The sequence below is a fragment of the Terrabacter sp. P2_E3 genome (assembly GCF_056403915.1).
The window spans coordinates 350,276-374,749 of the sequence record NZ_JBFUEN010000001.1 but is presented as its reverse complement, the minus strand read 5'-3'; the positions used below and the strand labels follow the sequence as shown (position 1 = coordinate 374,749).

Genomic DNA, 24,474 nt, shown 5'->3' with positions numbered 1-24,474 from the left:
GCCCCGGCCGGCCCCGCCGGCCCGGCCGGCCCCGCCGGCACGAGTGCCGGCACGAGCTCTKGTCGAGCCGAACCGACGGGCGAGCGCACGCTCGCCGACCCGGCCGACGAGGTCACGGAGATCAACCCCGACGTCGACATCGCCCCCGAGGACATCGGCGTCCCCGTCGTGTCCGAGGGTGAGCGACTGCTCGAGGTCGACGAGGTCACCCTCCGCTTCGGCGGCGTCGTGGCCCTCAACGAGGTGAGCTTCCACATCAACAAGGGCGAGATCCTCGGTCTCATCGGTCCCAACGGTGCCGGCAAGACGACGTGCTTCAACGTCATGACCGGCGTCTACCAGCCCACCTCGGGTGGGGTCCGCTACCTCGGCAAGCCGCTGGGCAAGCGCAAGAAGTACCAGATCACCAAGCTGGGCATCGCGCGCACGTTCCAGAACATCCGTCTCTTCGCCAACATGACGGCGCTCGAGAACGTCCTCGTCGGGGTCGACGCGCACCACTCGACCGGTGTCGTCTCGGCGATGTTCCGGCTGCCGAAGCACCGCAGGGAGGAGGCGCAGGGCTACGCCCGCGCCCTCGAGCTGCTGACGTTCATGGGGCTCGACGGCAAGGCCGACGAGCTGGCCCGCAACCTCCCGTACGGCGACCAGCGTCGCCTCGAGATCGCGCGTGCCCTGGCCACGAGCCCGCAGCTGCTGTGCCTCGACGAGCCGGCGGCCGGCTTCAACCCGGCCGAGAAGGCCAAGCTCATGGAGCTGATCCGCACGATCCGCGACCAGGGCTACACGGTCCTGCTCATCGAGCACGACATGAAGCTCGTCATGGGCGTGACCGACCGGATCGTCGTGCTCGAGTTCGGCCGCAAGATCGCCGAGGGCTCGCCCGCGGAGATCCGCGACAACCCGGCGGTCATCGCCGCCTACCTGGGAGTTGATGAGGAAGATGCTTCTTGAGGTCAACGGCCTGTGCGTCAACTACGGACGCATCGAGGCCATCCGCGACATCAGCTTCACGGTCGAGGAGGGTGAGATCGTCACCCTCATCGGGGCCAACGGCGCCGGCAAGACGACGACCATGAAGACGGTCTCCGGGCTGCGCCCGGTGCGCGCCGGCTCGGTCGTCTTCGACGGCAAGGACATCACGCACATGCCGTCGCACGAGCGGCCGGTCCTCGGCATCTCGCAGTCGCCCGAGGGCCGTGGGTGCTTCGTCGGCATGACCGTCATGGAGAACCTCGAGATGGGCACCTACGCCCGTCCGGACCGCAAGAGCAAGGCCGTCAAGGACGACCTCGAGCGCGTCTTCGAGCTCTTCCCGCGGCTCAAGGAGCGCAGCAACCAGGCTGCCGGCTCGATGTCGGGTGGCGAGCAGCAGATGCTGGCCATGGGCCGGGCGCTCATGGCCAAGCCGAAGCTGCTGCTCCTCGACGAGCCGTCGATGGGTCTCGCGCCGAAGCTGATCAAGCAGATCTTCGACATCGTGACGGAGATCAACAGCCAGGGCACCACGGTGCTGCTCGTCGAGCAGAACGCCGCGCAGGCGCTCAAGCGGTCGCACCGCGCCTACATCCTCGAGACGGGCGAGATCGTCCGTGAGGGTACGGGCAAGGACCTCGCGGACGACCCGGCCGTCAAGGCTGCCTACCTCGGCGGCGACGTCTAGGGGAGCCTCCCGGCGACGGTCGGCACGGCGTTCCGCGGAGGGAGCGCCGGCCACGGAATCCGAAGGCGGGGCGTCACGACCACGGTCGTGGCGCCCCGTCCGCTTGCTGTGGACCTTCGCGTTGCTCTTCCGCCGCGACCTCGTTGGTCGTAGTGTCTGCCGGGTGACCTCGGGGCAGGAACGGGAGGGATGATGGGTCGAGCACTGGTCTCGGTGCAGCGGGTCGACGAGGGCCTGCACTCGCAGTTCATCGAGCTGTGGATCACGCACCGGATCGAGGGTGGCACCACCCCGGAAGCGGCCCAGCGGCTGGCGCTCGACGGAACCCTGCGAAATGCCTTGCAGCGCAATGACATCTGCACGTTCATCGCGTCCGTCGACGGACGGCCCGCCGGCTACGTCGTCCTCGCCGACTCGACGCGGAGCCTCCTCGTCGACTCTCCGTGCGTCTCGATCGACATGCTCTTCGTCCACCCCGACTTCCGCCGTCAGGGCGTCGGACGGTCGCTGCTCACGGCCGCGGGCCGCTACGCCGACCGCCAGGGCTGCGAGCACCTGGCCAGCTCGGTGCCTGCGGGGGACCGCGAGGCCAACCGCTTCTTCGCCCGGCTCGGGTTCGCGCCCGAGACCGTGCGACGCGTCGCGACGTCCGCGACGATGCAGCGCAAGCTGGCCGGGGAGCCGCGGCCCCAGCGGGTCTCGCTCGACCTGCTCCAGCGCCGTCGTGACCTGCGCGCGCGGGCGCCGCGGCACGACCCGAAGATCGCCGGCTGAGCCCTTCCCCGGGCGGGCGCGCCGGGCCTCAGGCCCCCGGCGCCGCGTCGCGCAGCAGGCAGGTGATGCGTGACGTGCAGACGCGCTTGCCCTTCTCGTCGGTGACGACGACGTCGTAGCTGACGAGGGTGCGGCCGGCGCTCAGCAGCGTCGCCGTCCCCGTCACGATGCCCGAGCGCGCGGCCCGGTGGTGCGTCGCGTTGATGTCGAGCCCGACGGCCACGCGGCCCGGGCCGGCGTGGATCTGTGCGCCGATGGAACCGAGGGTCTCGGCGAGCACGACGCTGGCGCCGCCGTGGAGCAGCCCGTACGGCTGGGTGTTGCCGGCGACGGGCATCGTCGCGACGAGGCGCTCGGGGGAGACCTCGGTCATCTCGATGTTCATCCGCTCGATGAGGGTCCCCTCGGCCATCGACCGCATGTCGTCGAGGGTCTGGCCGGGCGCCTGCGTCGAAGAGTCAGTCATGCCCGGATCGTATGCCGCCCTCCCGCGCACCCGGTGCCCCGGCTTACCCCGTCGGTGGCCGCCACTAGGGTTGCCGTGTGAGCCGACTTCTCCTCCTCGACGGACACTCGCTGGCCTACCGCGCGTTCTTCGCGCTCCCCGCCGAGAACTTCTCGACGAGCACGGGGCAGCACACGAACGCCGTCTACGGCTTCACCTCGATGCTCATCAACATGCTGCGCGACGAGGAGCCGACGCACGTCGTCGTGGCCTTCGACAAGGCCCGCCAGTCGTTCCGCACCGACGAGTACGCCGAGTACAAGGCGGGCCGGGCGCGCACGCCCGACGAGTTCCAGGGCCAGATCCCGCTCGTGAAGGAGATCCTCGACGCGCTCCGCATCCGCTACGTCGAGCTCGACGGCTACGAGGCCGACGACATCATCGCGACGTTCGCGACGCAGGCCGAGGCCCAGGACATCGACGTCCTCATCTGCTCGGGCGACCGCGACACCTTCCAGCTCGTCTCCGACAAGGTGACGATCCTCTACCCGATCCGCGGCGTGTCCGAGGTGTCGCGGATGGGCCCGACCCAGGTCGAGGAGAAGTACGGCGTCCCCCCGACCCGCTACAGCGACCTCGCCGCCATGGTCGGCGAGACCTCCGACAACCTCCCGGGCGTGCCCGGTGTCGGCCCCAAGACCGCGGCCAAGTGGATCACCCAGTACGGCGACCTCGACGGCATCGTCGCGAGCATCGACAAGATCCCGGGCAAGGCGGGGCAGTCGCTGCGCGACCACCTCGACCAGGTCCTGCGCAACCGCCGGCTCAACCAGCTCGTCAAGGACAGCCCCGTCGGGGTCGAGGTCGAGGACCTCCAGCGCTCCCAGTGGAGCCGCGAGGAGGTGCACACGGTCTTCGACGGGCTCGAGTTCCGCGTGCTGCGCGACCGCCTCTTCGCCACCGTCGAGGCCGCGGCCCCCGAGGCCGAGGAGGGTTTCGAGGTCGACGGTGAGGTCGTCGCGCCCGAGGCCGTGCCGGCCTGGGTGGCCGCGCACCTCGCGTCCGACCAGCGCGCGGGGCTCTCCGTGGCCGGCACGTGGGCCCGGGGGACCGGTGACGCGAGCGGCGTCGCGGTGGCCGCGCCCGACGGCAGCGCCGCATGGATCGACCTGCAGACCCTGACCCCCGAGGGCGAGGCCGCCCTCGGCGACTGGCTCGAGGACGCGGCCCGACCCAAGGCCATGCACGACGCCAAGGGGCCGATCGAGGCGCTCGGCGCCCGCGGCTGGACGCTCGGAGGGCTGACGAGCGACACCCAGCTCGCGGCATACCTCGTCAAGCCCGACCAGCGCACCTACCACCTCGACGACCTCGTGCTGCGCAACCTGCATCGTGAGCTGAGCGGTGCCGCGCCGACCGACGGCCAGGGCATGCTCGACTTCGGCGGCGACGCCGACGAGGTGGCCGCCCAGAAGGAGATGGTGCGCGCGACCGCCGTGCGCGACCTCGCCGAGGTCCTCGACGAGCAGGTCGCCGCCACCGGGGGCGAGCAGCTGCTCGCCGAGGTCGAGATCCCGCTCGTCGGGGTGCTCGCCGGCATGGAGCGCACCGGCATCGCCGTCGACGTGGCCGGGCTCGATTCCCTCGAGGGCGACTTCGCCGCCAAGGTCACCCAGGCGCAGGAGGACGCGTGGGACGCCATCGAGCGCCGTGACGTCAACCTCGGGTCGCCGAAGCAGCTGCAGGAGGTCCTCTTCGGCCAGCTCAACCTGCCCAAGACGAAGAAGACGAAGACCGGGTGGACGACCGACGCCGACGCGCTGTCCGACCTCTACGCCAAGACCGAGCACCCGTTCCTCGAGGCGCTGCTGCGCCACCGCGACGCCGCTCGCCTGCGGGTCACGGTCGAGGGCCTGCAGAAGTCGGTGGCCGACGACGGGCGCATCCACACGACCTACCTGCAGACCATCGCCGCCACGGGGCGGCTCAGCTCGACCGAGCCCAACCTCCAGAACGTCCCGATCCGCACCGAGGAGGGGCGGCGCATCCGCGAGCTCTTCGTCGTCGGTGAGGGCTACGAGGCGCTCATGTCGGCCGACTACTCCCAGATCGAGATGCGCGTCATGGCTCACCTCTCCGGCGACGAGGGCCTCATCGAGGCCTTCCGCACCGGCGAGGACCTCCACAACTTCGTCGGCTCCAAGGTGTTCGGGGTCGAGCCCGACGACGTCACGTCGGCCATGCGCTCCAAGGTCAAGGCCATGTCCTACGGCCTCGCCTACGGCCTGTCGGCCTTCGGGCTGTCCAAGCAGCTGACCATCAGCACCGAGGAGGCCCGCGGCCTCATGGACGGCTACTTCGAGCGGTTCGGCGGCGTCAGCGACTACCTCAAGGAGGTCGTCGCCGAGGCGCGCGGGACCGGCTACACCGCGACGATGTTCGGCCGCCGGCGCTACCTGCCCGACCTGACGTCCGACAACCGCCAGCGCCGCGAGATGGCCGAGCGGATGGCCCTCAACGCCCCGATCCAGGGCTCGGCCGCCGACATCATGAAGGTCGCCATGATCGGGGTCGACCGTGCGCTCACCGACGCGGGCGCGACGTCGCGGGTGCTGCTCCAGGTGCACGACGAGCTCGTCCTCGAGATCGCCGCGGGCGAGCGTGACGACGTCGAGAAGCTCGTGCGTCACGAGATGGGGCACGCCGCCGAGCTCGACGTGCCGCTCGACGTCAACGTCGGCGTCGGTCACTCCTGGCACGACGCGGCCCACTGACCACGCGGGCCCGAGCCGGCGTCGTCCGACGGGATTCGGGGACGTGTACCCACGTGGCGGTGTCCGTTAGGTCACGTTCTGGCAACGGGGACGTGGTGTCCACCACTTGACACACCACGGACCCCGCCGCGCCTGCATACTGCTCGGTAACTTGCACCCGTCATCGGAGACGGGTGCTTTTACTGTGAGGTGGACATGGTCAGAAGCCTGGTCACAGGTCTGTGTCTCGCCGTTTTTGCGGCGGTCATCATCGGACTGAGCAACCTGCTCGGTCTCGACCTCGAGCACGTCGCCCTTCTCGGCGCAGCTCTCGGCGGTGTTCTCGGGCTCGTCCCGCACCGTCCAGCCTGGGGCAAGGTGGCGGGTTTCCTCGCCGGCTTCCTCCTGGCCTGGCTCGGCTTCGCGCTGCGTGCCGCCGTCCTCCCGGACTCGTCCGCGGGGCGCGCCGTCGCGGCCTTCGTCGTCGTGGCGCTCATCGCCGTCGTCGCCGCTGTGAGCGGTGGCCGTCTCCCGCTGTGGAGCGGGCTGCTCGGGGCTGCCTCGATCGTCGGCGCCTACGAGTCGGTCTACACCAACGCACCCTCGCAGTTCCTCACCGAGTCGCCCGCGGCTGCCACCACGGTGCTCCTCGCCGTGGGCCTGGGCTATCTCGCCACGAACCTGCTTGCAGCACAGTCGGAACCGCACGCGTCCGCGCGGCCGCGTCCGGCCGTCGATGCGAGGCGTACGGAGCGGGCCCAGCGCGACCAGCGCGACGACTCCTCCAGCACCACAGACCTCGATGAACTCGTGACGGGAGCAGCACAGTGAGCAAGCGGACCCTCGCCACCATCGTCGCCGGCCTGGCGACCATGCCCACCCTGCTGCTGCTGGCAGCGTCGCCTGCGGCTGCCGCCGGGGACGGCTCGGTCCAGGTCTCCAATACCGAGACGGTGCAGGCCTACCTCGACGCGACGGGCAAGGTGGACGTCGCCCGTGTCTACGAACAGGTGGCCATGAAGGGCCGCGGCACCGTCGACCTGCAGAACCCCATCGAGACCCAGGGCCTGCGCAACCTCGACGGCTTCAGCGGGTTCGACGTCAAGGACGGCGTCATGGTCGGCAGCTACGACGTCGACGGCGAGCAGCAGCTGCGCACCGTCAGCGACTTCACGAAGAAGCTTCCGCTCGAGGTCCAGGCCACGTACACCCTGGACGGCCAGCCCGTCGAGCCCGGTGACCTCCTCGGCCGCAGCGGCCGTCTCGAGGTGCGCTACACGGTCAAGAACGTCACGGGCTCCTCCCAGGTCGTCACCTTCGACGACGGGACGGGCAAGCAGGCGTCGGCCACGGAAGACGTCGTCATCCCCATGGTGGGCTCGCTCACCACGACGCTGCCGGGCACCTTCACGAACGTCAGCTCGAAGGAGGCCAACCTCGCCGGTGACGGCCGCGGTGGCACCAAGCTGACCTTCACGATGACCTTGTTCGGACCCATCGGGACCCCGACCGCGACGTTCGGCTACGCCGCCGACATCGTCGACGGGACGCTGCCCAAGGCCTCCGTCTCGGCCCTCCCGGTCAGCCCGCTCGACAGCCCCTCCTTCAAGGGCGGCGCCGAGAGCTACAAGGGCGGTGCCACGACCGGTGCCACCCTGACGGCCGGTGCGACCGAGATCGACACGAACCTCCTCAAGCTCCGTGATGGCGCGGGCACGCTCCTCGCGGGGCTGATCCAGCTGCGCGATGGTGCCAAGAAGCTCGACGCGGGGATGGGCGCACAGGCGCTGCCCGGCTCGCGCGAGCTCGCCACAGGCGCAGGCCAGCTCAAGGACGGCACGTCCAAGCTGCGCTCGGGAGCGGGCGACGCGAAGGCAGGCTCGGCCAAGCTGGCCGACGGGGCGACCCAGGTCGCGGACGGCAACCAGCAGCTGGACGCTGGCGCGCAGAAGCTGAGCGGTGGCGCCGCTCAGGTCGACGACGGAGCCGGTCAGGTGGCCGGTGGTCTGCACCTCGTCGGCGAGAACGCGCCGGCCCTGCTCGACGGTCTCGCGCAGGTCGCTGACGGTCTCGACCAGGTCGATGCCGGTCTCACCCAGCTCTACGACGGCGTCGGTGCGCTGCCGGAGCAGGCGAAGCCGCTGCACGCGGGCATCGCGAAGCTGCGCGCCGGGCTGGGTGACAAGGGCCAGACCGGAACCCTCATCGACGGCGTCGACCAGATCCGCGGTGGCGTGGCTGAGGCCACCAAGGCCGGTGGGAGCCTCGACCAGCTCAAGGGCGGGGTCGACCAGTCCAAGGGCGGGGTCGACCAGTCCAAGGGTGGGGTCGACCAGTCCAAGGGCGGGGTCGACCAGGTCCGAGCCGGCCTCCAGGACGCCTTGAAGCCGGGCGGCGGCATCGACCAGCTGGACGGTGGAGTGGCGCTGGCCAAGACCACCGACTGTGGCGCGGTGTGCAAGGGGATCCTCGGCCAGGTGCAGGCAGGAATCGGAGACCTTCGGACGAAGACGACGGCCGCGTCCGGCGGGCTCGGCGCGGTGTCGGACGGTCTGGATCAGGTCTCCGGTGGCCTCGGTCAGGTGTCCACGGGCCTGGGACAGGTGTCGGGTGGTCTGGGTCTGCTCAAGGGCAAGCTGAGCGACGCGGCCCTCGGGCTCGCGAAGGTCGAGTGCGGCCTGAGCAACACGACGCTCAAGGGGATCTGTGACCCCAAGGTGCCGGGCCTGCTCGAGGGCGTCGACCTCGTCGACGCCGGCGTGTCGACGCTCGTCGACGGGGTTGTCACCAAGGTCCAGGGCGGCATCGGCAGCCCGACCGACACGGCCAAGAACAAGACGCTGCGTGGTGGTGTCAACGACCTCCAGTACGGCGTGGACCTCCTCGGTCTCGGTGGGCTCGACCTGCTCGATGCCATCGACCAGCTCACGGTCGGTGCCGACCAGGTGCACGGTGGCACGTCCCAGGTGGCCAAGGGCGCCAAGGACCTCGGTGCGGGCGCCTCGAAGCTCGCCGACGGATCGAGCCAGGTCGCCACGGGTGCGGGCCAGCTCGATGCCGGCGTCGGCAAGCTCGCGGACGGCGCGGGGCAGCTCGACGACGGTGCGGGCAAGCTCAGTGACGGTGCCGGCCAGCTCTCCGACGGTCTCGCCGACGCGGCGGACGGAACGAGCCAGCTCGCGGCCGGTCTGACCGACGCGGCGGCCGGTGCGCCCCAGCTCAAGGACGGCGCGCAGCGTCTCTCCGACGAGGGCACGAAGAAGCTCGTCGCTGCCGGCAAGGCCACGGCCGCCGACTACGGCGAGAAGTACGCCCTCATCGAGGTCGGTGCCCAGCGCGCCAAGGCCGAGGGGATGGCCTACGGCGCGCCCACAGGCGCCATGGGCGCCACGGCGTACTCGTACGAGCTCGCCGGTGTCGACGGGCAGGGCTCAGCGAACCTGGGTCGGGCCGCAGCGGCGGCCGGTGTGTTCGGTCTTGCCGGAGGCGCGGTTCTCCTGAGGCGCCGCTTCCTCTGACCGCAGAGCGACGACGGCGGCCACGGATCCCTTCGGGGTCCGTGGCCGTCGTCGTGCATCCGGTGCATCCGGTGCACGGTCGTCGCGGGTGGCCGTCGTCAGTCGGGCTTGCGGCAGACGAAGATCGCCGTGCCGGGGATGACGCGTCCGCGCAGGGGAGACCATCCGCCCCACGGCTCGTCGTGCCCCTCCGGCCACGCGGGCTCGACGAGGTCGACGAGGACGAGCCCGGCCGCCGTGATCTCCCGTACCCGGTCGCCCACCGTGCGGTGGTGCTCGACGTAGGTCGCGTGGCCCTCGTCGTCCTGCTCGACGTAGGGCGTGCGGTCGAAGTAGGAGTGGCGCGCCGTCAGCCCGGCCGGCCCCGGGTCGTCGGGGAAGGCCCACCGCACCGGGTGGGTCGTCGAGAAGACGAAGCGCCCACCGGGGCGCAGCACGCGGGCGGCCTCCGCCATGACGACGTCGGAGTCCGCGACGAAGGGCACGACGCCGTATGCCGTGAAGACGGTGTCGAAGGACGCGTCGGCGAAGGGGAGGGCGCGTCCGTCGCACTGGGCGAACGGCACGCGGGTGGCCGCGTCGGGGCTGTCGCCGAGCGCTGCGTTGACGGCCACGCCGGTGGCGACCATGCCGGCCGACAGGTCGGTGGCCACGACGGTCGCGCCGTGGGCCGCGAGCCAGCGGGAGCACTGCCCCGAGCCGGCGCCGATCTCGAGCACGACCTGGCCGGCCGGGTCGCCGAGGAGCCGCGCCTCCTCCTCGCGCAACCGCTCCGGCCCCCAGACGAAGTCCGTGTCGCCGAGGAACGACCCGTGCTCGACGTAGTACGACGCCGCCTCGCCGTCCCACCACGTGCGGTTCGCGGCGGCGGTCTCGTCCGGGGGAGCGGGACGGCGGGTGGCCTCGGTGGGCGTGCTCACGGCATACGTGCTCTCTTTTGACCGGCTGGTGACAGCGCGGATAGGATTGCCGAGCACACCCGTGTGCGCACGATCAATGTTGCACCTGTCCACAAGGCATCGAGGCGCGGGCCGTCAGGTCCACCGCCCCGAGGTCCCCAATCTAACTGTCCACAATCGGAGTTCCTACTACATGACTGCCAACACGGTCGAGAAGACCGCGCCTGAGATCGCCATCAACGACATCGGCTCTCAGGAAGACATCCTTGCGGCGATCGACGCCACCATCAAGGACTTCAACGACGGCGACATCGTCGAGGGTCGCATCGTCAAGGTCGACCGGGACGAGGTCCTGCTCGACATCGGCTACAAGACCGAGGGCGTCATCCCCTCGCGCGAGCTGTCCATCAAGCACGACGTCGACCCGGGCGAGATCGTCAAGGTCGGTGACGAGGTCGAGGCCCTCGTCCTCCAGAAGGAGGACAAGGAAGGCCGTCTGATCCTGTCCAAGAAGCGTGCGCAGTACGAGCGCGCCTGGGGCACGATCGAGAAGGTCAAGGAGGAGGACGGCGTCGTCACCGGCACCGTCATCGAGGTCGTCAAGGGTGGTCTCATCCTCGACATCGGCCTCCGCGGCTTCCTGCCCGCCTCGCTCGTCGAGATGCGTCGTGTCCGCGACCTCCAGCCGTACGTCGGCAAGGAGATCGAGGCCAAGATCATCGAGCTCGACAAGAACCGCAACAACGTGGTCCTGTCGCGCCGTGCCTGGCTCGAGCAGACGCAGTCCGAGGTGCGCACGACGTTCCTCAAGGAGCTCCAGAAGGGCCAGGTCCGTTCGGGCGTCGTGTCCTCCATCGTCAACTTCGGTGCGTTCGTGGACCTCGGCGGCGTCGACGGTCTCGTCCACGTCTCGGAGCTGTCGTGGAAGCACATCGACCACCCGTCCGAGGTCGTCGAGGTCGGCACCGAGGTCACCGTCGAGGTGCTCGACGTCGACATGGACCGTGAGCGTGTCTCCCTGTCGCTGAAGGCGACGCAGGAGGACCCGTGGCAGCACTTCGCTCGCACGCACGCCATCGGCCAGGTCGTCCCCGGCAAGGTCACCAAGCTCGTCCCCTTCGGTGCGTTCGTGCGCGTCGAGGACGGCATCGAGGGCCTCGTCCACATCTCCGAGCTGGCCGAGCGCCACGTGGAGCTGCCGGAGCAGGTCGTCAACGTCGGCGACGAGATCTTCGTCAAGGTCATCGACATCGACCTCGAGCGTCGTCGCATCTCGCTGTCGCTCAAGCAGGCCAACGACCAGGCCGTCGCGGCGTCGGAGTTCGACCCGACCCTCTACGGCATGGCCGCCGAGTACGACGAGCAGGGCAACTACAAGTACCCCGAGGGCTTCGACCCGGAGACGAACGAGTGGCTCGAGGGCTTCGACGCCCAGCGCGAGAAGTGGGAGCGTCAGTACGCCGACGCCCACGCTCGCTGGGAGGCCCACAAGGCCCAGGTCGACGCCGCGACGAAGGCCGACGCCGAGGCTGCGGCCAACGCCGGCTCCGCGACGTCGTACTCGTCCGCGACCGGTGACGTCGCCGAGGCCGGCGACGCCGACCGCAGCGAGCGCGCCCCGCGCAACGCCCCGGCCCCGGTCGAGGGCACGCTGGCTTCGGACGAGGCGCTTGCTGCGCTTCGTGAGAAGCTGACGGGCAACTGACGCCAGTCACTGCTTGGAGCGACACGCTCTGAAAGAGCCCCGGACCCTGTGGGTCCGGGGCTCTTTCGTGTCCGCTGTCTCAGGATGCAAGAAGGCTTCAGGTTTATTTCCGACTGAATTACTAGGAATTGATTGGCCGAAGCATCGCGGTGATCACACGAATGATGTTGTGGCACATGGCAATTCGCTCGACAGGCGGTGCGGGGTAGAAGCCCCAAGCAGGGGAGAATGCGCCCATATCGGCGATTGACGGGGCGTCGGCGGGCTTCGTAGTGTCATCGACAGGTCAAGAGTTCCAGTGCCAAGCCCCGGCTCGCTGGACAGCAACCCTCCACCGCGGCGGGGTGCTCCGGGTGAGGACCAGGCCGTCGCCAGCAGGCGACGGCAAGCGCGGACTCGAAGTGGTCGGGTCCAGGACCGAGGAGCCGACATGGCGCGCACGACGAGCACCCACCTCGTGCTCCGCCGCCACGTCGACCTGCTCCGCGTGTCCAGCGCGCTCTGTCGTCCCTGACGACGTCCTGGCCGCCGAGACCTCGGCCGGCCGGTCGGCGCCCGGCCCAACGGTGACCCCGGGGGGCCCGGACGCCAGCACGCACCCACGCGGCCGCCGCCGCTCCCCGCCACCCGTTCGGTGACGGGTGCCCGAGCCATCCCTCCAGGAGCCTCACGTGCCATCCCTCTCCACGGTCCGGCGCTCAGCGCCGCCGACCACCACATCGTCATCGTCGTCCTCGCCGCCTTCGCCGGCCGAGCCCACGGCGGGAGCGTCGACGTCCGCCCTCTCGGCCGCCCCGGCGCGGGCAACCCACTCGGTCCCGCCGTCCGGAGGCGGGCCGGTCCTCACCGTCGTCCCGCGCCGCAACCCGTGGACGTGGGTCGGCGTCGCCGGCGTCGGCCTGCTCCTGGCGATGTTCGTCAACGGCCTCGTCACCAACCCCGGCTGGGACTGGGCGACCTTCGGTCGCTACTTCGCCACCGAGACCGTCATCCGGGCTCTCGGCACGACGATCCAGCTCACCGTCCTCGGGACCGTGGCCGGCTTCGCCCTGGGGCTCGTCCTCGCGGCCATGCGACTGTCGTCCAACGCGTTCCTGCGGACCGTCGCGTGGGCCTACATCTGGGCGTTCCGGTCGATCCCGCTCATCGTCCAGCTGCTCTTCTGGTTCAACATCGCCTACCTCTACCAGACGATCAGCGTCGGGCTGCCGTTCGGGCCGTCCTTCGGCAGCGTCGAGACCAACGACCTCTTCGGGGCCCTCGGCGCCGCGGTGCTCGGGCTCGCCCTGCACCAGGCGGCCTACGCGGCCGAGATCATCCGCGGCGGCATCCTCTCCGTCGACGAGGGGCAACGCGAGGCGGCCTCGGCGCTCGGCATCCCGCGGCGCCGCCAGTTCGCGAGGATCGTCCTGCCGCAGGCGATGCGCTCGATCCTGCCCAACGCCGCCAACGAGGTGATCAGCCTCTTCAAGGGCACCTCGATCGTCTCCGTGCTCGCGATCCCGGAGCTCTTCTACCAGGTGCAGGTGATCTACGGCCGCAACTCCCGGGTCGTGCCGCTGCTCCTCGTGGCGACGGTCTGGTACATCATCCTCACGACGCTCCTGTCGATCGGGCAGTACTACGTCGAGCGGCACTTCGCCCGAGGCAGCGCCCGGTCGCTGCCGCCCACACCGCTCCAGCGGCTCCGGGCCCGGTGGGCCGGCATCGCGACCCAGGCAGCGCGTCGTCCCGAGGAGGTCGCCCGATGACCGCCGCCGTCGACCTCCGCGGCGTCACGAAGTCGTTCGGGGCCCACCGGGTGCTCGACGACGTCGACCTCGAGCTGGCGGAGGGCACCGTCACGGTCGTCCTCGGACCGTCGGGGTCGGGCAAGTCCACGCTGCTGCGCACCATCAACCACCTGGAGAAGATCGACCGGGGTCAGGTGCGCGTCAACGGGACGCTCATCGGCTACCGGCAGGTGGGTGACCGCCTCCACGAGCTGCCCGAGCGCGACATCCTGCGCCAGCGCAGCCGCATCGGCTTCGTCTTCCAGCAGTTCAACCTCTTCCCGCACCTCACCGTCCTCGAGAACGTCGTCGAGGCGCCGGTGTCGGCGCAGCGCCGCAAGCGCTCCGAGGTCGAGGTCGAGGCCAGGGCGCTGCTGGAGCGAGTCGGTCTGGCGGACAAGGCGGCTGCCTACCCACGTCAGCTCTCCGGTGGTCAGCAGCAGCGGGTCGCCATCGCCCGAGCCCTCGCGCTCCAGCCCGACGTCATCCTCTTCGACGAGCCGACGTCGGCTCTCGACCCGGAGCTCGTCGGCGAGGTCCTCGCCGTCATCAAGGAGCTCGCCCGCGACGGGGCCACTCTCGTCGTCGTCACGCACGAGGTCGGCTTCGCCCGCGAGGTCGCCGACACCGTCGTCTTCCTCGACGGCGGCCGCGTCGTCGAGCAGGGACCGCCCGAGCAGGTCATCGACCACCCTGCCCACGAACGCACGCGAGCCTTCCTCGACCGCGTCCTCTGACCGCACGCCACCACCCCACCCCCAACCCCTCCGGCCGTACCGGCCACCCATGACTCGCACCCCCCCGGGTGCCGAGAGGAGTCCTCATGCCCGCACGTCCCCACCCCGTCCACCGCCCGACGACGTATGCCGTCACGGTCGTCGCCGTCGCCGCCGCGGTCGCGCTCAGCGCCTGCTCCGGAGCCGCCGAGGCCAGCTCGGGCGCGGCGGCCGGCTCGATCGCGCCGGCGGGCCCGGCCGTCAACACCTCGCCGGACCAGAAGCGCATCACCGCCACCACGGACGAGAAGGCCGCGGCCCTGCTGCCCGCCGCCATCCGAGAGCGGGGCACGATCACGGCCGCCAACGCCGGGGCGGGTGGCGGCACGCCCCCGCTCGTCTTCACCGCCGACGACGACAAGACCGTCATCGGCGTCGAGGTCGACCTCGCGCACCTCTTCGCCGACAAGCTCGGCCTCGAGGTCGAGACGCCGGCGACGAGCTGGGAGAACGTCTTCCTCGGGATCGACTCGGGGCGCTACGACGTCGCCCTGACCAACGTCACGGTCACGGAGGAGCGCAAGGAGAAGTACGACTTCGCGACGTACCGCAAGGACGACCTCGCCTTCGAGGCGCCGAAGGGCGGCACGTGGAAGGTGACGAGCGGCAGGGACATCGCCGGCAAGACCATCGCCGTCGGGTCCGGCACCAACCAGGAGAAGATCCTGCTCGACTGGAACGAGGCCAACGTCAAGGCGGGCCTCGCGCCCGCCGAGGTGAAGTACTTCCAGTCGCAGACGGACTACTACCTGGCCCTGTCGTCGCACCGGATCGACGCGTACTTCGGCCCGAACCCGAGCGTCGCCTACCACGTCGCCACGGCCGGCCAGACCGAGGCCATCGGCCATTTCTCCGGTGCCGGTGACTCCCTCCAGGGACTCATCGCCGTGCTGACGAAGAAGGGCTCGGGTCTCGCCGCGCCCTACGCCGCCGCCATCAACTCGGCGATCGCCGACGGCAGCTACGCGAGGGTCCTCAAGCGCTGGAACCTGAGCACCGAGGGCCTCGAGAAGTCCGAGATCAACCCGCCCGGCCTGCCCAAGACCGACTGAGCCCCCAACCCAGCCAGGAGACGAATCACCATGCACCACAGCAAGACCCACGCGCCTGCTCGTCGCCGTGCGCTTGTCGTCGCGGCCGCCGTCCTGTCGACGGTCGGTGTGCTCGGAGCCTGCGCGGACCCGGTCAGCACCGGGACGACGCAGGTGGACCCCAAGGCTCTCGGCGACTCGAAGGTCCTCCCGGTCTCCTTCGACACCTCGGCCGGCGCCAAGCGCCCGGAGGGCACCCTGCACCCTGAGATCGCGGCGACCCTGCCGGCCGACGTCAGGGCCAGGGGCACCCTGGTCATCGGCAGCGGCGGCGCGGGCGGCGGCATACCTCCTCTGGCGTTCACGGCCGACGACAACAAGACCCCGATCGGGGTGGAGGTCGACGTGGCCCACCTCGTCGCGGACATCCTCGGCCTCAAGCCCGACGTGCAGACGACGAGCTGGGAGAACCTCTTCATCGGCATCGACTCGGGCAAGTACCAGGTCGCGATCTCCAACGTCGGCGTCTCGGAGGAGCGCAAGGAGAAGTACGACTTCGCGACGTACCGTCTCGGGCTGCACGCGTTCGAGGCCAGGAAGGCCTCGACGCTGCAGGTGCGGGGGCCTGCCGACGTCTCGGGCCAGAAGGTGGCCGTCGGGTCGGGCACCCTGCAGGAGGCGATCCTGCTGCGCTGGAACGAGGAGAACGAGAAGGCCGGACGGCCCCCCGCTGAGCTCGTCTACTACCAGGGCACGACGGAGTACTACCTCGCCCTCGACTCCGGACGCATCGACCTCTACCTCGGCCCGAACCCCACCGCGACGTACCACGTCGTCACGGCCGGCAAGACGCAGATCGTCGGCACCGTGTCGTCGAGCTTCCCGATCCCCGGGAAGGTCGGGGTCCTGACGAAGAAGGGCAACGGCCTGGCCACGCCCATCTCGGACGCCATCAACGCCGCCATCGCGGACGGCAGCTACAGCAAGGTCCTCGCCCGCTGGGGCCTCACCGCCGAGGCGGTGCCGGCCTCCGAGGTCAACCCGGCAGGGCTGCCCAAGCCGACCGAGACCTCGGACCAGTGAGGGACTGACATGGCCACCATCGTCACCCTCGCCTCGAGCCCGTCCGCGGCGTCCCGCACGGATGCCGTCCTCGGCCACATCGAACGCCGTCTCACGGTCCGCGGCCACGACGTCCAGCGCGTCGTCATCCGTGACCTGCCCGCCGAGGCGCTGCTGCGCGCCGACGTGGCTGATCCGCAGATCGCCGCCGTCGTGGCGCAGATCGAGGCGGCCGACGCGGTCGTCGTCACGACGCCCGTCTACAAGGCGGCCTACACCGGGCTGCTCAAGACGCTGCTCGACGTGCTCCCGCAGTACGCGTTGCGCGGCAAGTCGGTGCTCCCCGTCGCCACCGGCGGCAGCGCGGCCCACGTGCTCGCGGTCGACTACGCGCTTCGGCCGGTCCTCGTCTCGCTCGGCGCCGAGCACGTCACCCAGGGCTGGTTCGTGCTCGCCTCCGACGTGCAGGTCTTTCCCGCCGACGGGGGCGTGCTGCTCTCGGAGGCCGCCTCCCGAGCCCTGCACCAGGTGACGGAGTCGTTCCTGTCGCACGTCGCACGGCACCGACGCGGCGAGGTGCCCGCCCTCGACGACGACGTCGTGCTGCGGGTGTCCCCGCACGACGACGTCGCGGCCCCGCTGCTCGAGGACCTCGTCGTCGAGTACGGCACGCGCTACGGCCGGTCGACGCCGCACACGCAGCTGACGGAGGTCCCGGTCAGCGACTTCGAGGGACCCCACGGGGCCTTCGTCGTCATCCTGCGTGGCGGGCAGACGATCGCCGGCGGTGCGATCCGCCGCTACGACGACACCACGGCCGAGGTGAAGCGGGTCTGGACCAACTCCCAGTTCCGGCGGCAGGGGCTCGCCCGCCGCGTCCTTCTCGAGCTCGAGAAGGCCGCGGCGGGCCTGGGCTACCGGAGGATCCACCTCACCACGGGTCCGCGCCAGCCGGAGGCCCGTGCCCTCTACCTCGCGTCCGGCTACCTGCCGGCCTTTGACCTGCACGCCGACCCGGAGTCGATCGGCCCGCACGCCTTCGACAAGGAGCTGCCGGCCGGCACCGTCCGATCCGCCTCAGCCGCAGGCGGACCGGGCCCGGCGAGCGTCGACAGCGCCGCGCCGACCGCGCCCGACGGGGCGGCCGGGGCGGCCGGGGCGGCCGCGGGTCTGGGCTCCTACCGGGACTGGGGCGCGGCGTGACCGACCGACGGATCGTCGTCGTGGGCGCCGGACCACGGGCGCTCGGCCTCGTCGAGCGCATCGGCGCCAATGCCCGCGTGGTGGGCAGCCCGAGGGAGCGGGTGCAGGTGCACGTCGTCGACCCGCACCCGCCCGGCGGCGGCCGCATCTGGCGGTCGGCGCAGTCGCCCCTGCTCTGGATGAACTCCGAGGCGCAGGACGTCACGGTCTTCACCGACGCGTCCGTCACGTGCGAGGGCCCGGTCGTGCCCGGGCCGTCCCTCGCCGAGTGGGCGGCCGGCCCCGACGCGAGCGCAGCCGCCGGGGCCCTGTCGGCGCGTGACTTCGCGCCGCGCGTCGTCCAGGCCGACTACCTCGAGTGGGCATGGCGACGAGTCGTCTCGACCCTGCCGGAGCACGTCACCGTCCACGCCCATGCGGACCGGGCTGTCGAGCTGCACGGGACCGGCGCCGAGGGTGGACACCAGCAGGTCACCCTCGCTCGTGGTGCGGTGCTCGAGGGCGACATCGTCGTGCTCGCCCAGGGCTATCTCGACCAGGCGCCCGCACCGGACGAGCAGCGGCTGCTCGACGACGCCGCGTCACGGGGGCTCACCTACGTCCCGCCGGGTCACACGGCCGACCTCGAGCTCGAGGGCCTGCGCCCGGGCGAGCCCGTCGTCGTCCGCGGCATGGGTCTGGCCTTCATCGACCTCGTCGTCCTCCTCGGCGAGGGCCGCGGCGGCACCTTCACCGGCGAGGGCACGCAGCTGACCTACCACCCGAGCGGACGCGAGCCGGTCCTGCACGTCGGGTCCCGTCGTGGCGTGCCGTACCACGGCAAGCTCGGCTACGAGGTGCGAGCGGCCGCCTCCGGACCGGCGCCCTTGCGACACCTGACCCGTGAGCGCCTCACGGCCCTCGGTGCGGGCACGGCGGCCCTCGACTACCGCACCCAGGTCTGGCCCCTCGTCGTGCTCGAGCTCGCGGTGGCGCACTACCGCCGGCTCTTCGAGGCCCATCCCGAGCGCACACGGGGCACCTTCGACGCGCTCGAGCGCGCCCTGGTCACGGCCGACGTGACCAGCGGTGAGCTCACGGCCGTCGCCCTGACGCACCTCGCAGACCCCGAGGACGTCTTCGACATCGAGCGGATCGACCGCCCCCTCCGTGCTGTCATCGACCAGGCCACGCGGGCCGCCGACGTCGAGCGCGTCGTCGCCGAGCACATCCGCCGCGACGTCGTCCGGCGCGCCGACGCGTCGCGATCGAGCGACCGCGCCGTCTTCGACACGCTGCTCGGGGTGTATGCCGCCCTGGCGGAGCTCGTCGTGTCGGGTCGCCTCCTCGACGAGGACCGGGTGCGCCACGTCGAGGGCCACTTCCACGGGCTCTTCTCGTTCCTCGCGAGCGGTCCGCCGCCTCGCCGCCTCGCCGAGCTGCTCGCGCTGCACCGGGCCGGCGTCGTCCGCTTCCTCGGCCCCGACCTCGAGCTCACGATCGAGGAGGGTGCCTTCGTCGGGAGATCCGGAGAGCGCGTGGTGCGGGCGCGGGCCGCCGTGGACGCACGGCTGCCCCGCCCCGACAGCGCCCTCGTCACCGACCCCCTCGTCGCAGGCCTGCTGGCCGGGGGCGAGCTGCGCTCGCGACCCGTCACGGCCGCCGACGGAACAGCCCTCGGCGCGGGGCAGCTCGTCGCCGACGCCCGGGCGCGCGCCGTCCGCGCCGACGGCACCGTGCACCCACGCCGGTACCTCCTCGGGCCCGCCGTCTCTGGCTCCGCCGGCGCCGGAGGCTTCTCCCGGCCCCGCTTCAACGGCCCCGGCTTCCGCCAGAACGACGCCGTCGCCCGGGACCTGCTCACCGTCGCCGTGAGCGACCGAGCCACCGCCCGCCTCCGACTCGCCCCGCACCCCGTTCCCACCACGAGAGACAAGGACCACCGCCATGCCAGTTGAGTTCCTCGGCATCGCCGCCAACCACGACGGCACGGAGACGAGAGCCCGCAGCGCCGGCGCCCTCGACCTGCCGTATGCCGTCAAGCTCGCCCGAGCCCACGAGGACAACGGGTGGGACCGCGTCCTCTTCGCCTACCACTCCGGATCGCCCGACCCCGCCCAGGTCGCCGCGCACGTCGCGGCCCACACCGAGCGGCTCAACCTCGTCGTCGCGCACCGACCCAACACTGCCTACCCGACCCTGACGGCCAAGACCTTCGCCACGCTCGACCACATCAGCAACGGTCGGTTCGAGGTCCACGTCATCACCGGCGGCAGCACGGCGGACCAGTCCGCCGAGGGTGACCACCTCGACAAGGACGCCCGCTACGCCCGCACCCGGGAGTTCATCCGGATCCTCAAGCAGGCGTGGACGAGCAACGAGCCGTTCGACTTCGACGGCGAGCACTACCGGTTCGAGAACTTCCTCGCGGACATCAAGCCGCTCCAGACCCCGCGCCCACGGATCTCGTTCGGCGGGTCGAGCCCGGCGGCATACGCCGTCGGTGCGCAGGAGGCGGACGTCTTCGCCCTCTGGGGCGAGCCGCTCGCCGGGACGGCGGAGCAGATCGAGACGATCCGCGCCGCTGCCGCTGCCGCCGGGCGCGCGCTCCCGACGATCCAGGTCGCATTCCGACCGATCCTCGGTGCCACGGACGAGCTGGCCTGGGAGAAGGCCGAGCGCACGCTCGGCGACATCCACGCGCTCCAGGCCGAAGGAGCCTCCGTCTCGCGGGGCCGACTGCGCCGCAGCGGGTCCCGGCCCGAGAACGCCGGCTCGCAGCGGCTGCTCGCGGCCGCGGAGGCGGGGGAGCGCCACGACCGCGCCCTCTGGACCGCGACGTCTGCCGCGACCGCTGGCGGCGGCAACTCCACGGCCCTCGTCGGCACGCCCGAGACCGTTGCCGCGGCGCTGCTCGACTACTACGACCTCGGCGTGCGGATCTTCTCCGCCCGCGGCTACCACCTCTACGACGATGCCGTGGACGTCGGGCGGCACGTCATCCCGCTCGTGCGCGAGGAGGTCGCGCGTCGGGAGGCAGCGACCGCGGCGACGACGCCTGCCGACCACGAGGCCGTCGCGTGAGCGCCCGGGACGAGTGGCTCGCGTGGCGCGCCGCTCGCGAGGGCGACCTCGCCCAGGAGCACGGCTGGCTCTCGCTGACCGGCTTCGCGTGGCTGCCGGACCGGCCGACGAGCCTGCCCGGTCTCCCCGGCCTCTGGTGGACGGACGCCTCCGCTGCCCACGTCGAGGCGACCGCGAGCGAGGGGCTGCGCGTCGACGGCGAGCCCGTCGCCGGGCGGGCCACGACGGACGTCGAGGAGGCAGGGTCGCGGCTCTGGGTGCAGCACGGCGAGCGCGTCGTCGAGCTGCTCCGGAGGGGCGGGCGGCTCGCGGTGCGCACCCGGGACCCGCGGGCCACGACGCGCCGGGACTTCGCCGGTGTGCCGACGTGGGAGCACGATCCGGACTGGGTGCGCCCCGGACGGTTCACGGCCGCCGACCCCCCGGCGCGGGTGGAGGTGCGCACCGCCCGTGACGACCTCGTCCAGCACTCCACGGTCGTCGGCACCGTCGACGTCGACATCGACGGCGTGCGCCACCGGCTCAGCGCGGTCGGCGCCGGAGAGGGCCTCGGACTCCTCTTCCACGACACGACGAACGGCTCGCTCTCGGCGCCCTGGCGCACCGTCACGACGTCGTCCCCGGACCCCGACGGCAACGTCGTCGTCGACTTCAACCGGGCCGTCAACCTCCCCTTCGCCTTCACGGCGTACGGCACGTGTCCGGGGCCGGTCACGGGCAACCGGATCGCCGTGCCCGTCACAGCGGGTGAGAAGCGGCCGGCATGAGGTTCTGCACGTACACGTTGCTCGACACGAGCTCCGACCCCGTCACCGGGGTCGCCCGCTCCCAGACGGAGGCCTTCGAGCACGTCGCGCGCCAGGCCGAGTGGGCCGAGGAGCTCGGCTTCGACGCGTTCGGGGTGGGGGAGCGGCACGCCCAGCGCTTCGTCTCGTCCTCGCCGCCCGTCGTCCTCGCGCACGTCGCGGCGCGGACGTCCCGCATCCGACTCATGACGACCGTGACGGTGCTCTCGCTCGTCGACCCCGTCCGCGTCGCCGAGGACTACGCGACGCTCGACCACCTGAGCGGTGGGCGGCTCGACGTCGTCATCGGCAAGGGCAACGACCCCGACCAGAACGCCCTCTTCGGCTACGACCTCGACGGCCAGTGGGAGCGCAACGCCGAGAAGTACGAGCTGTTGCGACGGCTGTGGCGCGAGGACCGGGTCACGTGGTCGGGACGCTTCCGTCCCCCGCTCGTCGACGCGAGGACCCAGCCGCGGCCGCTCCAGCAGCCCATCCCCGTCTGGCACGGCTCGGCGAGCTCGACCGAGTCGACCGAGCTCGCCGCGCGCTGGGGCGACCCGCTCTTCTCCGCCAACGGCTTCCACCCCTTGGAGACCTACGCCGCCCTCGTGCGGCACTACCGCGAGCGGTGGGAGGTGCACGGCCACGACCCGGCCGACGCGGTCGTCGGTACCGGATTCCTCGGGCTCCTCGTCGCCGACACGACACAGGAGGCGCTGCGCCTCTACGAGCCGGCGTTCGAGGCGTTGCGGCGCTCGCCGGGTGCCGCGCACAACCGCCTGCCCTTCTCGACGCTGGAGGAGTACGCCCGCGACGGCTCCGCGTTGATCGGCTCGCCGGCCGAGGTCGTCGACAAGATCGGGCGCTACCGGGAGGCCTTCGGCCACGAGCTCTCCGGTGTCTCGCTCGACGTGCCGGGCCTGCCGGAGAGCGTGACCCGGCGCAGCGTCGAGCGGTTCTTCGCGGACGTGGCCCCGGTCGTGCGACGCGAGCACCCGTCGCGACAGGAGTTCAGACACGCGTTGAATGCCTGACGCACCAAAGCCGCAATCGGTGCACCTGCGCGGCTAGGTTTGCCGGGTGCAGTCATCGGTGACCCAACCCCAGAGCGCCACGCCCGGGTCCGGGGGACCCCCGCCCGAGGTGGGTCCACCCCCGCGACGGTCGAGCGGGCGGGCCTGGGAGTGGTCGCTCGCGGCGCTCCTGCTGCTGCCCAACCTCGTGCTGCTCATCGTCTTCACGTACCGCCCGCTGCTCGACAACATCAGGCTGTCGTTCACCGACTGGAACATCTCCTCGCCCATCGCCAACCCCGTGGGCCTGTCGAACTACATCGAGTGGTTCGGGCGTGACGACACGAAGATCATCCTGCGCAACACCCTCGTCTTCACCGTCGCCACCGTCGGCATCTCCATGGCGGTCGGGCTCGGCCTCGCCCTGCTGCTCGACCAGAAGCTCAAGGGGCGCAACATCGTCCGCTCGGTCGTCTTCGCGCCGTTCGTCATCTCGGGCGCCGCGATCGGCATCGCCTTCCAGTTCGTCTTCGACCCGCAGTTCGGCCTCGTCCGCGACCTGCTCGCGCGGATCGGTGTCGCCTCGCCCGACTTCTACCAGCAGCCCGGATGGGCGCTCTTCATGGTGACCGTCACCTACATCTGGAAGAACCTCGGCTACACCTTCGTCATCTACCTCGCCGCCCTGCAGGGGCGGCGCGCCGACCTCGACGAGGCGGCCGAGATCGACGGCGCCACTGCGTGGACCCGTTTCCGACGCGTCCTCATGCCCCAGCTGCGCCCGACGACGTTCTTCCTGTCGATCACGGTGCTGCTCAGCTCGGTCCAGGTCTTCGACATCATCAACGTCATGACCCGGGGCGGCCCGCAGGGCAACGGCACGACCACCCTCGTCTACCAGGTCTACCAGGAGACGTTCGTCAACCAGCGCGCCGGCTACGGCGCCACCGTCGCCACCGTCATGTTCGTCATCCTGCTCGCCGTCACGGTGGTCCAGGTGCGCTTCATGGACAGGGGGAAGCAGGCATGAGCACGTCCACCATCGTCGGGACCCGCGACGACGAGCAGGTCCCGCCGACCGGCGGGCAGCGACGGCGGCGACGCACGTCGCACCAAGTCGAGGCCTCGGCGCACCACCGCGGACCGATGTGGACCGCAGCGGGCTACGCCGGCATGGTCCTCGTCGTCCTCGTCATCGCCGTCCCGCTCTTCTGGATCCTGCTCACCTCGTTCAAGGAGCGCGGTGACATCTACGTCCGGCCGGCCCAGTGGTGGCCGGACCCGGCGACGGGCCAGAACTACAGCGAGCTGACGACCCGCATCCCGTTCTTCGACTACGTCCGCAACTCGGTCATCATCACGTCGGCGACCTCGGTCGCCAAGATCGTGCTCGGCGTCATCAGCGCGTACGCCCTGTCGCTGCTGCGCTTCCCGGGACGCTCGGTCGTCTTCCTCGTCGTCATCGCAGCACTCATGGTGCCCAACCAGATCACCGTGATCAGCAACTACGCCCTCGTGGCGCAGCTCGGCTGGCGCAACACCTTCCAGGGCATCATCATCCCGCTCGCGGGCGTCGCCTTCGGCACCTTCCTCATGCGCAACCAGTTCCTCAGCCTGCCCGGCGAGATCATCGAGGCCGCGCGCCTCGACGGCGCGGGACCGATGAAGCTGCTGTGGCGCGTCGTCATGCCGATGTCGTGGCCGACCCTCGTGGCCTTCGCGCTCATCACCGTGGTCAACGAGTGGAACGAGTACCTCTGGCCGTTCCTCATGTCCGACGACGAGACGACGGCGCCGTTGCCGGTCGGCCTGACGTTCCTCCAGAACAACGACGGCGTCACGAACTGGGGGCCGGTCATGGCGGGCACCGTCCTGGCCATGCTGCCGATCCTCGTCCTCTTCCTCTTCCTCCAGCGACAGATGATCAAGGGCCTCACGGCGGGGGCCGTGAAGAGCTGAACCCGGCTCTGCCGCATACCGATCCATCCCCACGACCCCACCCACCACCA

Annotated in this window: 21 protein-coding genes and 1 riboswitch; of the genes, 19 read left to right on the top strand and 2 right to left on the bottom strand. The window is 71.0% G+C overall.

All coding sequences use genetic code 11. From position 1 onward, the window contains the following. From AC1DW8_RS01760 to AC1DW8_RS01750, 3 genes are all read left to right on the top strand, one after another. A partial coding sequence (locus AC1DW8_RS01760; protein WP_478091419.1) for an ABC transporter ATP-binding protein occupies nt 1-954 on the top strand: 954 nt, incomplete at its 5' end. After that, nucleotides 944-1,663 (top strand): ABC transporter ATP-binding protein, encoded by a 720-nt coding sequence (locus tag AC1DW8_RS01755; protein ID WP_056757316.1) that lies wholly within the window; start codon nt 944-946, stop codon nt 1,661-1,663. The genes AC1DW8_RS01760 and AC1DW8_RS01755, both read left to right, overlap by 11 nt. Before the next feature lie 192 nt (nt 1,664-1,855). Further along, a complete protein-coding gene (locus tag AC1DW8_RS01750) occupies nt 1,856-2,437 on the top strand; it encodes a GNAT family N-acetyltransferase (protein WP_235508750.1) in 582 nt (193 codons plus the stop codon). 28 nt (nt 2,438-2,465) lie between these two features. Here the strand turns inward: AC1DW8_RS01750 and AC1DW8_RS01745 are convergent, their stop codons facing one another. Continuing rightward, on the bottom strand, nt 2,466-2,903 hold the full coding sequence (locus AC1DW8_RS01745) for a hotdog fold thioesterase (protein ID WP_478091416.1): 438 nt from the start codon (nt 2,901-2,903) through the stop codon (nt 2,466-2,468). A gap of 77 nt (nt 2,904-2,980) precedes the next feature. Between AC1DW8_RS01745 and polA the strand changes: the two genes are divergently transcribed. The 3 genes from polA (at nt 2,981) to AC1DW8_RS01730 (ending at nt 9,153) form a co-directional block, all read left to right on the top strand. After that, nucleotides 2,981-5,656 carry a DNA polymerase I gene (gene polA, locus AC1DW8_RS01740; RefSeq protein WP_056776605.1) on the top strand — a complete coding sequence of 892 codons (2,676 nt, stop codon included), beginning with the start codon at nt 2,981-2,983 and terminating at the stop codon, nt 5,654-5,656. 195 nt (nt 5,657-5,851) lie between these two features. Continuing rightward, nucleotides 5,852-6,466: a hypothetical protein gene (locus AC1DW8_RS01735; RefSeq protein WP_056776608.1), complete on the top strand. Its 615-nt coding sequence runs from the start codon at nt 5,852-5,854 to the stop codon at nt 6,464-6,466. Next, nucleotides 6,463-9,153, top strand: a complete 2,691-nt coding sequence (locus tag AC1DW8_RS01730; RefSeq protein ID WP_478091413.1) for a hypothetical protein — start codon at nt 6,463-6,465, stop codon at nt 9,151-9,153. The genes AC1DW8_RS01735 and AC1DW8_RS01730 overlap by 4 nt, the downstream gene beginning before the upstream one ends. A gap of 98 nt (nt 9,154-9,251) precedes the next feature. Here the strand turns inward: AC1DW8_RS01730 and AC1DW8_RS01725 are convergent, their stop codons facing one another. Continuing rightward, on the bottom strand, nt 9,252-10,073 hold the full coding sequence (locus AC1DW8_RS01725) for a class I SAM-dependent methyltransferase (protein WP_056776614.1): 822 nt from the start codon (nt 10,071-10,073) through the stop codon (nt 9,252-9,254). Nucleotides 10,074-10,245: 172 nt separating this feature from the next. On the opposite strand from AC1DW8_RS01725, the gene rpsA reads away from it, so the two are divergent. From rpsA to AC1DW8_RS01660, 13 genes are all read left to right on the top strand, one after another. Beyond that, nucleotides 10,246-11,757, top strand: coding sequence for a 30S ribosomal protein S1 (gene rpsA, locus AC1DW8_RS01720; RefSeq protein ID WP_056776617.1), 1,512 nt, complete (start codon nt 10,246-10,248; stop codon nt 11,755-11,757). Nucleotides 11,758-12,041: 284 nt separating this feature from the next. Further along, a riboswitch (SAM riboswitch) is annotated at nt 12,042-12,154 on the top strand. Nucleotides 12,155-12,187: 33 nt separating this feature from the next. Continuing rightward, on the top strand, nt 12,188-12,271 hold the full coding sequence (locus tag AC1DW8_RS01715) for a putative leader peptide (RefSeq protein ID WP_369791901.1): 84 nt from the start codon (nt 12,188-12,190) through the stop codon (nt 12,269-12,271). Nucleotides 12,272-12,428: 157 nt separating this feature from the next. Next, nucleotides 12,429-13,508, top strand: a complete 1,080-nt coding sequence (locus AC1DW8_RS01710; protein WP_056776620.1) for an amino acid ABC transporter permease — start codon at nt 12,429-12,431, stop codon at nt 13,506-13,508. Beyond that, on the top strand, nt 13,505-14,266 hold the full coding sequence (locus tag AC1DW8_RS01705; RefSeq protein WP_056776622.1) for an amino acid ABC transporter ATP-binding protein: 762 nt from the start codon (nt 13,505-13,507) through the stop codon (nt 14,264-14,266). The genes AC1DW8_RS01710 and AC1DW8_RS01705 overlap by 4 nt, the downstream gene beginning before the upstream one ends. Before the next feature lie 86 nt (nt 14,267-14,352). Then, nucleotides 14,353-15,357, top strand: coding sequence for an ABC transporter substrate-binding protein (locus tag AC1DW8_RS01700; protein WP_056776625.1), 1,005 nt, complete (start codon nt 14,353-14,355; stop codon nt 15,355-15,357). Between the two features lie 30 nt (nt 15,358-15,387). Next, nucleotides 15,388-16,419 (top strand): ABC transporter substrate-binding protein, encoded by a 1,032-nt coding sequence (locus AC1DW8_RS01695; protein ID WP_056776628.1) that lies wholly within the window; start codon nt 15,388-15,390, stop codon nt 16,417-16,419. A gap of 9 nt (nt 16,420-16,428) precedes the next feature. After that, nucleotides 16,429-17,601: an NADPH-dependent FMN reductase gene (gene ssuE / locus AC1DW8_RS01690; protein ID WP_478091406.1), complete on the top strand. Its 1,173-nt coding sequence runs from the start codon at nt 16,429-16,431 to the stop codon at nt 17,599-17,601. Beyond that, nucleotides 17,598-19,538, top strand: coding sequence for an FAD/NAD(P)-binding protein (locus tag AC1DW8_RS01685; RefSeq protein ID WP_478091404.1), 1,941 nt, complete (start codon nt 17,598-17,600; stop codon nt 19,536-19,538). Before ssuE ends, AC1DW8_RS01685 begins: the two co-directional genes overlap by 4 nt. Continuing rightward, nucleotides 19,528-20,664 (top strand): LLM class flavin-dependent oxidoreductase, encoded by a 1,137-nt coding sequence (locus AC1DW8_RS01680; protein ID WP_478091402.1) that lies wholly within the window; start codon nt 19,528-19,530, stop codon nt 20,662-20,664. The genes AC1DW8_RS01685 and AC1DW8_RS01680 overlap by 11 nt, the downstream gene beginning before the upstream one ends. Continuing rightward, the gene (locus AC1DW8_RS01675; RefSeq protein WP_056826964.1) at nt 20,661-21,431 is read left to right on the top strand and encodes a DUF1684 domain-containing protein; all 771 of its coding nucleotides are present in this window, start codon (nt 20,661-20,663) and stop codon (nt 21,429-21,431) included. The genes AC1DW8_RS01680 and AC1DW8_RS01675 overlap by 4 nt, the downstream gene beginning before the upstream one ends. Then, the gene (locus AC1DW8_RS01670) at nt 21,428-22,486 is read left to right on the top strand and encodes an LLM class flavin-dependent oxidoreductase (RefSeq protein WP_478091399.1); all 1,059 of its coding nucleotides are present in this window, start codon (nt 21,428-21,430) and stop codon (nt 22,484-22,486) included. Before AC1DW8_RS01675 ends, AC1DW8_RS01670 begins: the two co-directional genes overlap by 4 nt. Nucleotides 22,487-22,532: 46 nt before the next feature. Next, nucleotides 22,533-23,495 (top strand): carbohydrate ABC transporter permease, encoded by a 963-nt coding sequence (locus AC1DW8_RS01665; RefSeq protein ID WP_442273621.1) that lies wholly within the window; start codon nt 22,533-22,535, stop codon nt 23,493-23,495. Further along, entirely contained in the window at nt 23,492-24,424 is a 933-nt protein-coding gene (locus AC1DW8_RS01660; RefSeq protein WP_056776650.1) for a carbohydrate ABC transporter permease, read from the top strand. Before AC1DW8_RS01665 ends, AC1DW8_RS01660 begins: the two co-directional genes overlap by 4 nt. Nucleotides 24,425-24,474 lie beyond the last annotated feature (50 nt).

Bases quoted from the DNA above. Each gene is read 5' to 3' on its own strand.
- AC1DW8_RS01755 (WP_056757316.1), top strand. From the start codon at position 944: ATGCTTCTTGAGGTCAACGGCCTGTGCGTCAACTACGGACGCATCGAG.
- AC1DW8_RS01750 (WP_235508750.1), top strand. From the start codon at position 1,856: ATGGGTCGAGCACTGGTCTCGGTGCAGCGGGTCGACGAGGGCCTGCAC.
- AC1DW8_RS01745 (WP_478091416.1), bottom strand. From the start codon at position 2,903: ATGACTGACTCTTCGACGCAGGCGCCCGGCCAGACCCTCGACGACATG.
- AC1DW8_RS01735 (WP_056776608.1), top strand. From the start codon at position 5,852: ATGGTCAGAAGCCTGGTCACAGGTCTGTGTCTCGCCGTTTTTGCGGCG.
- rpsA (WP_056776617.1), top strand. From the start codon at position 10,246: ATGACTGCCAACACGGTCGAGAAGACCGCGCCTGAGATCGCCATCAAC.
- AC1DW8_RS01715 (WP_369791901.1), top strand. From the start codon at position 12,188: ATGGCGCGCACGACGAGCACCCACCTCGTGCTCCGCCGCCACGTCGAC.
- AC1DW8_RS01705 (WP_056776622.1), top strand. From the start codon at position 13,505: ATGACCGCCGCCGTCGACCTCCGCGGCGTCACGAAGTCGTTCGGGGCC.
- AC1DW8_RS01700 (WP_056776625.1), top strand. From the start codon at position 14,353: ATGCCCGCACGTCCCCACCCCGTCCACCGCCCGACGACGTATGCCGTC.
- AC1DW8_RS01695 (WP_056776628.1), top strand. From the start codon at position 15,388: ATGCACCACAGCAAGACCCACGCGCCTGCTCGTCGCCGTGCGCTTGTC.
- ssuE (WP_478091406.1), top strand. From the start codon at position 16,429: ATGGCCACCATCGTCACCCTCGCCTCGAGCCCGTCCGCGGCGTCCCGC.
- AC1DW8_RS01680 (WP_478091402.1), top strand. From the start codon at position 19,528: ATGCCAGTTGAGTTCCTCGGCATCGCCGCCAACCACGACGGCACGGAG.
- AC1DW8_RS01670 (WP_478091399.1), top strand. From the start codon at position 21,428: ATGAGGTTCTGCACGTACACGTTGCTCGACACGAGCTCCGACCCCGTC.
- AC1DW8_RS01660 (WP_056776650.1), top strand. From the start codon at position 23,492: ATGAGCACGTCCACCATCGTCGGGACCCGCGACGACGAGCAGGTCCCG.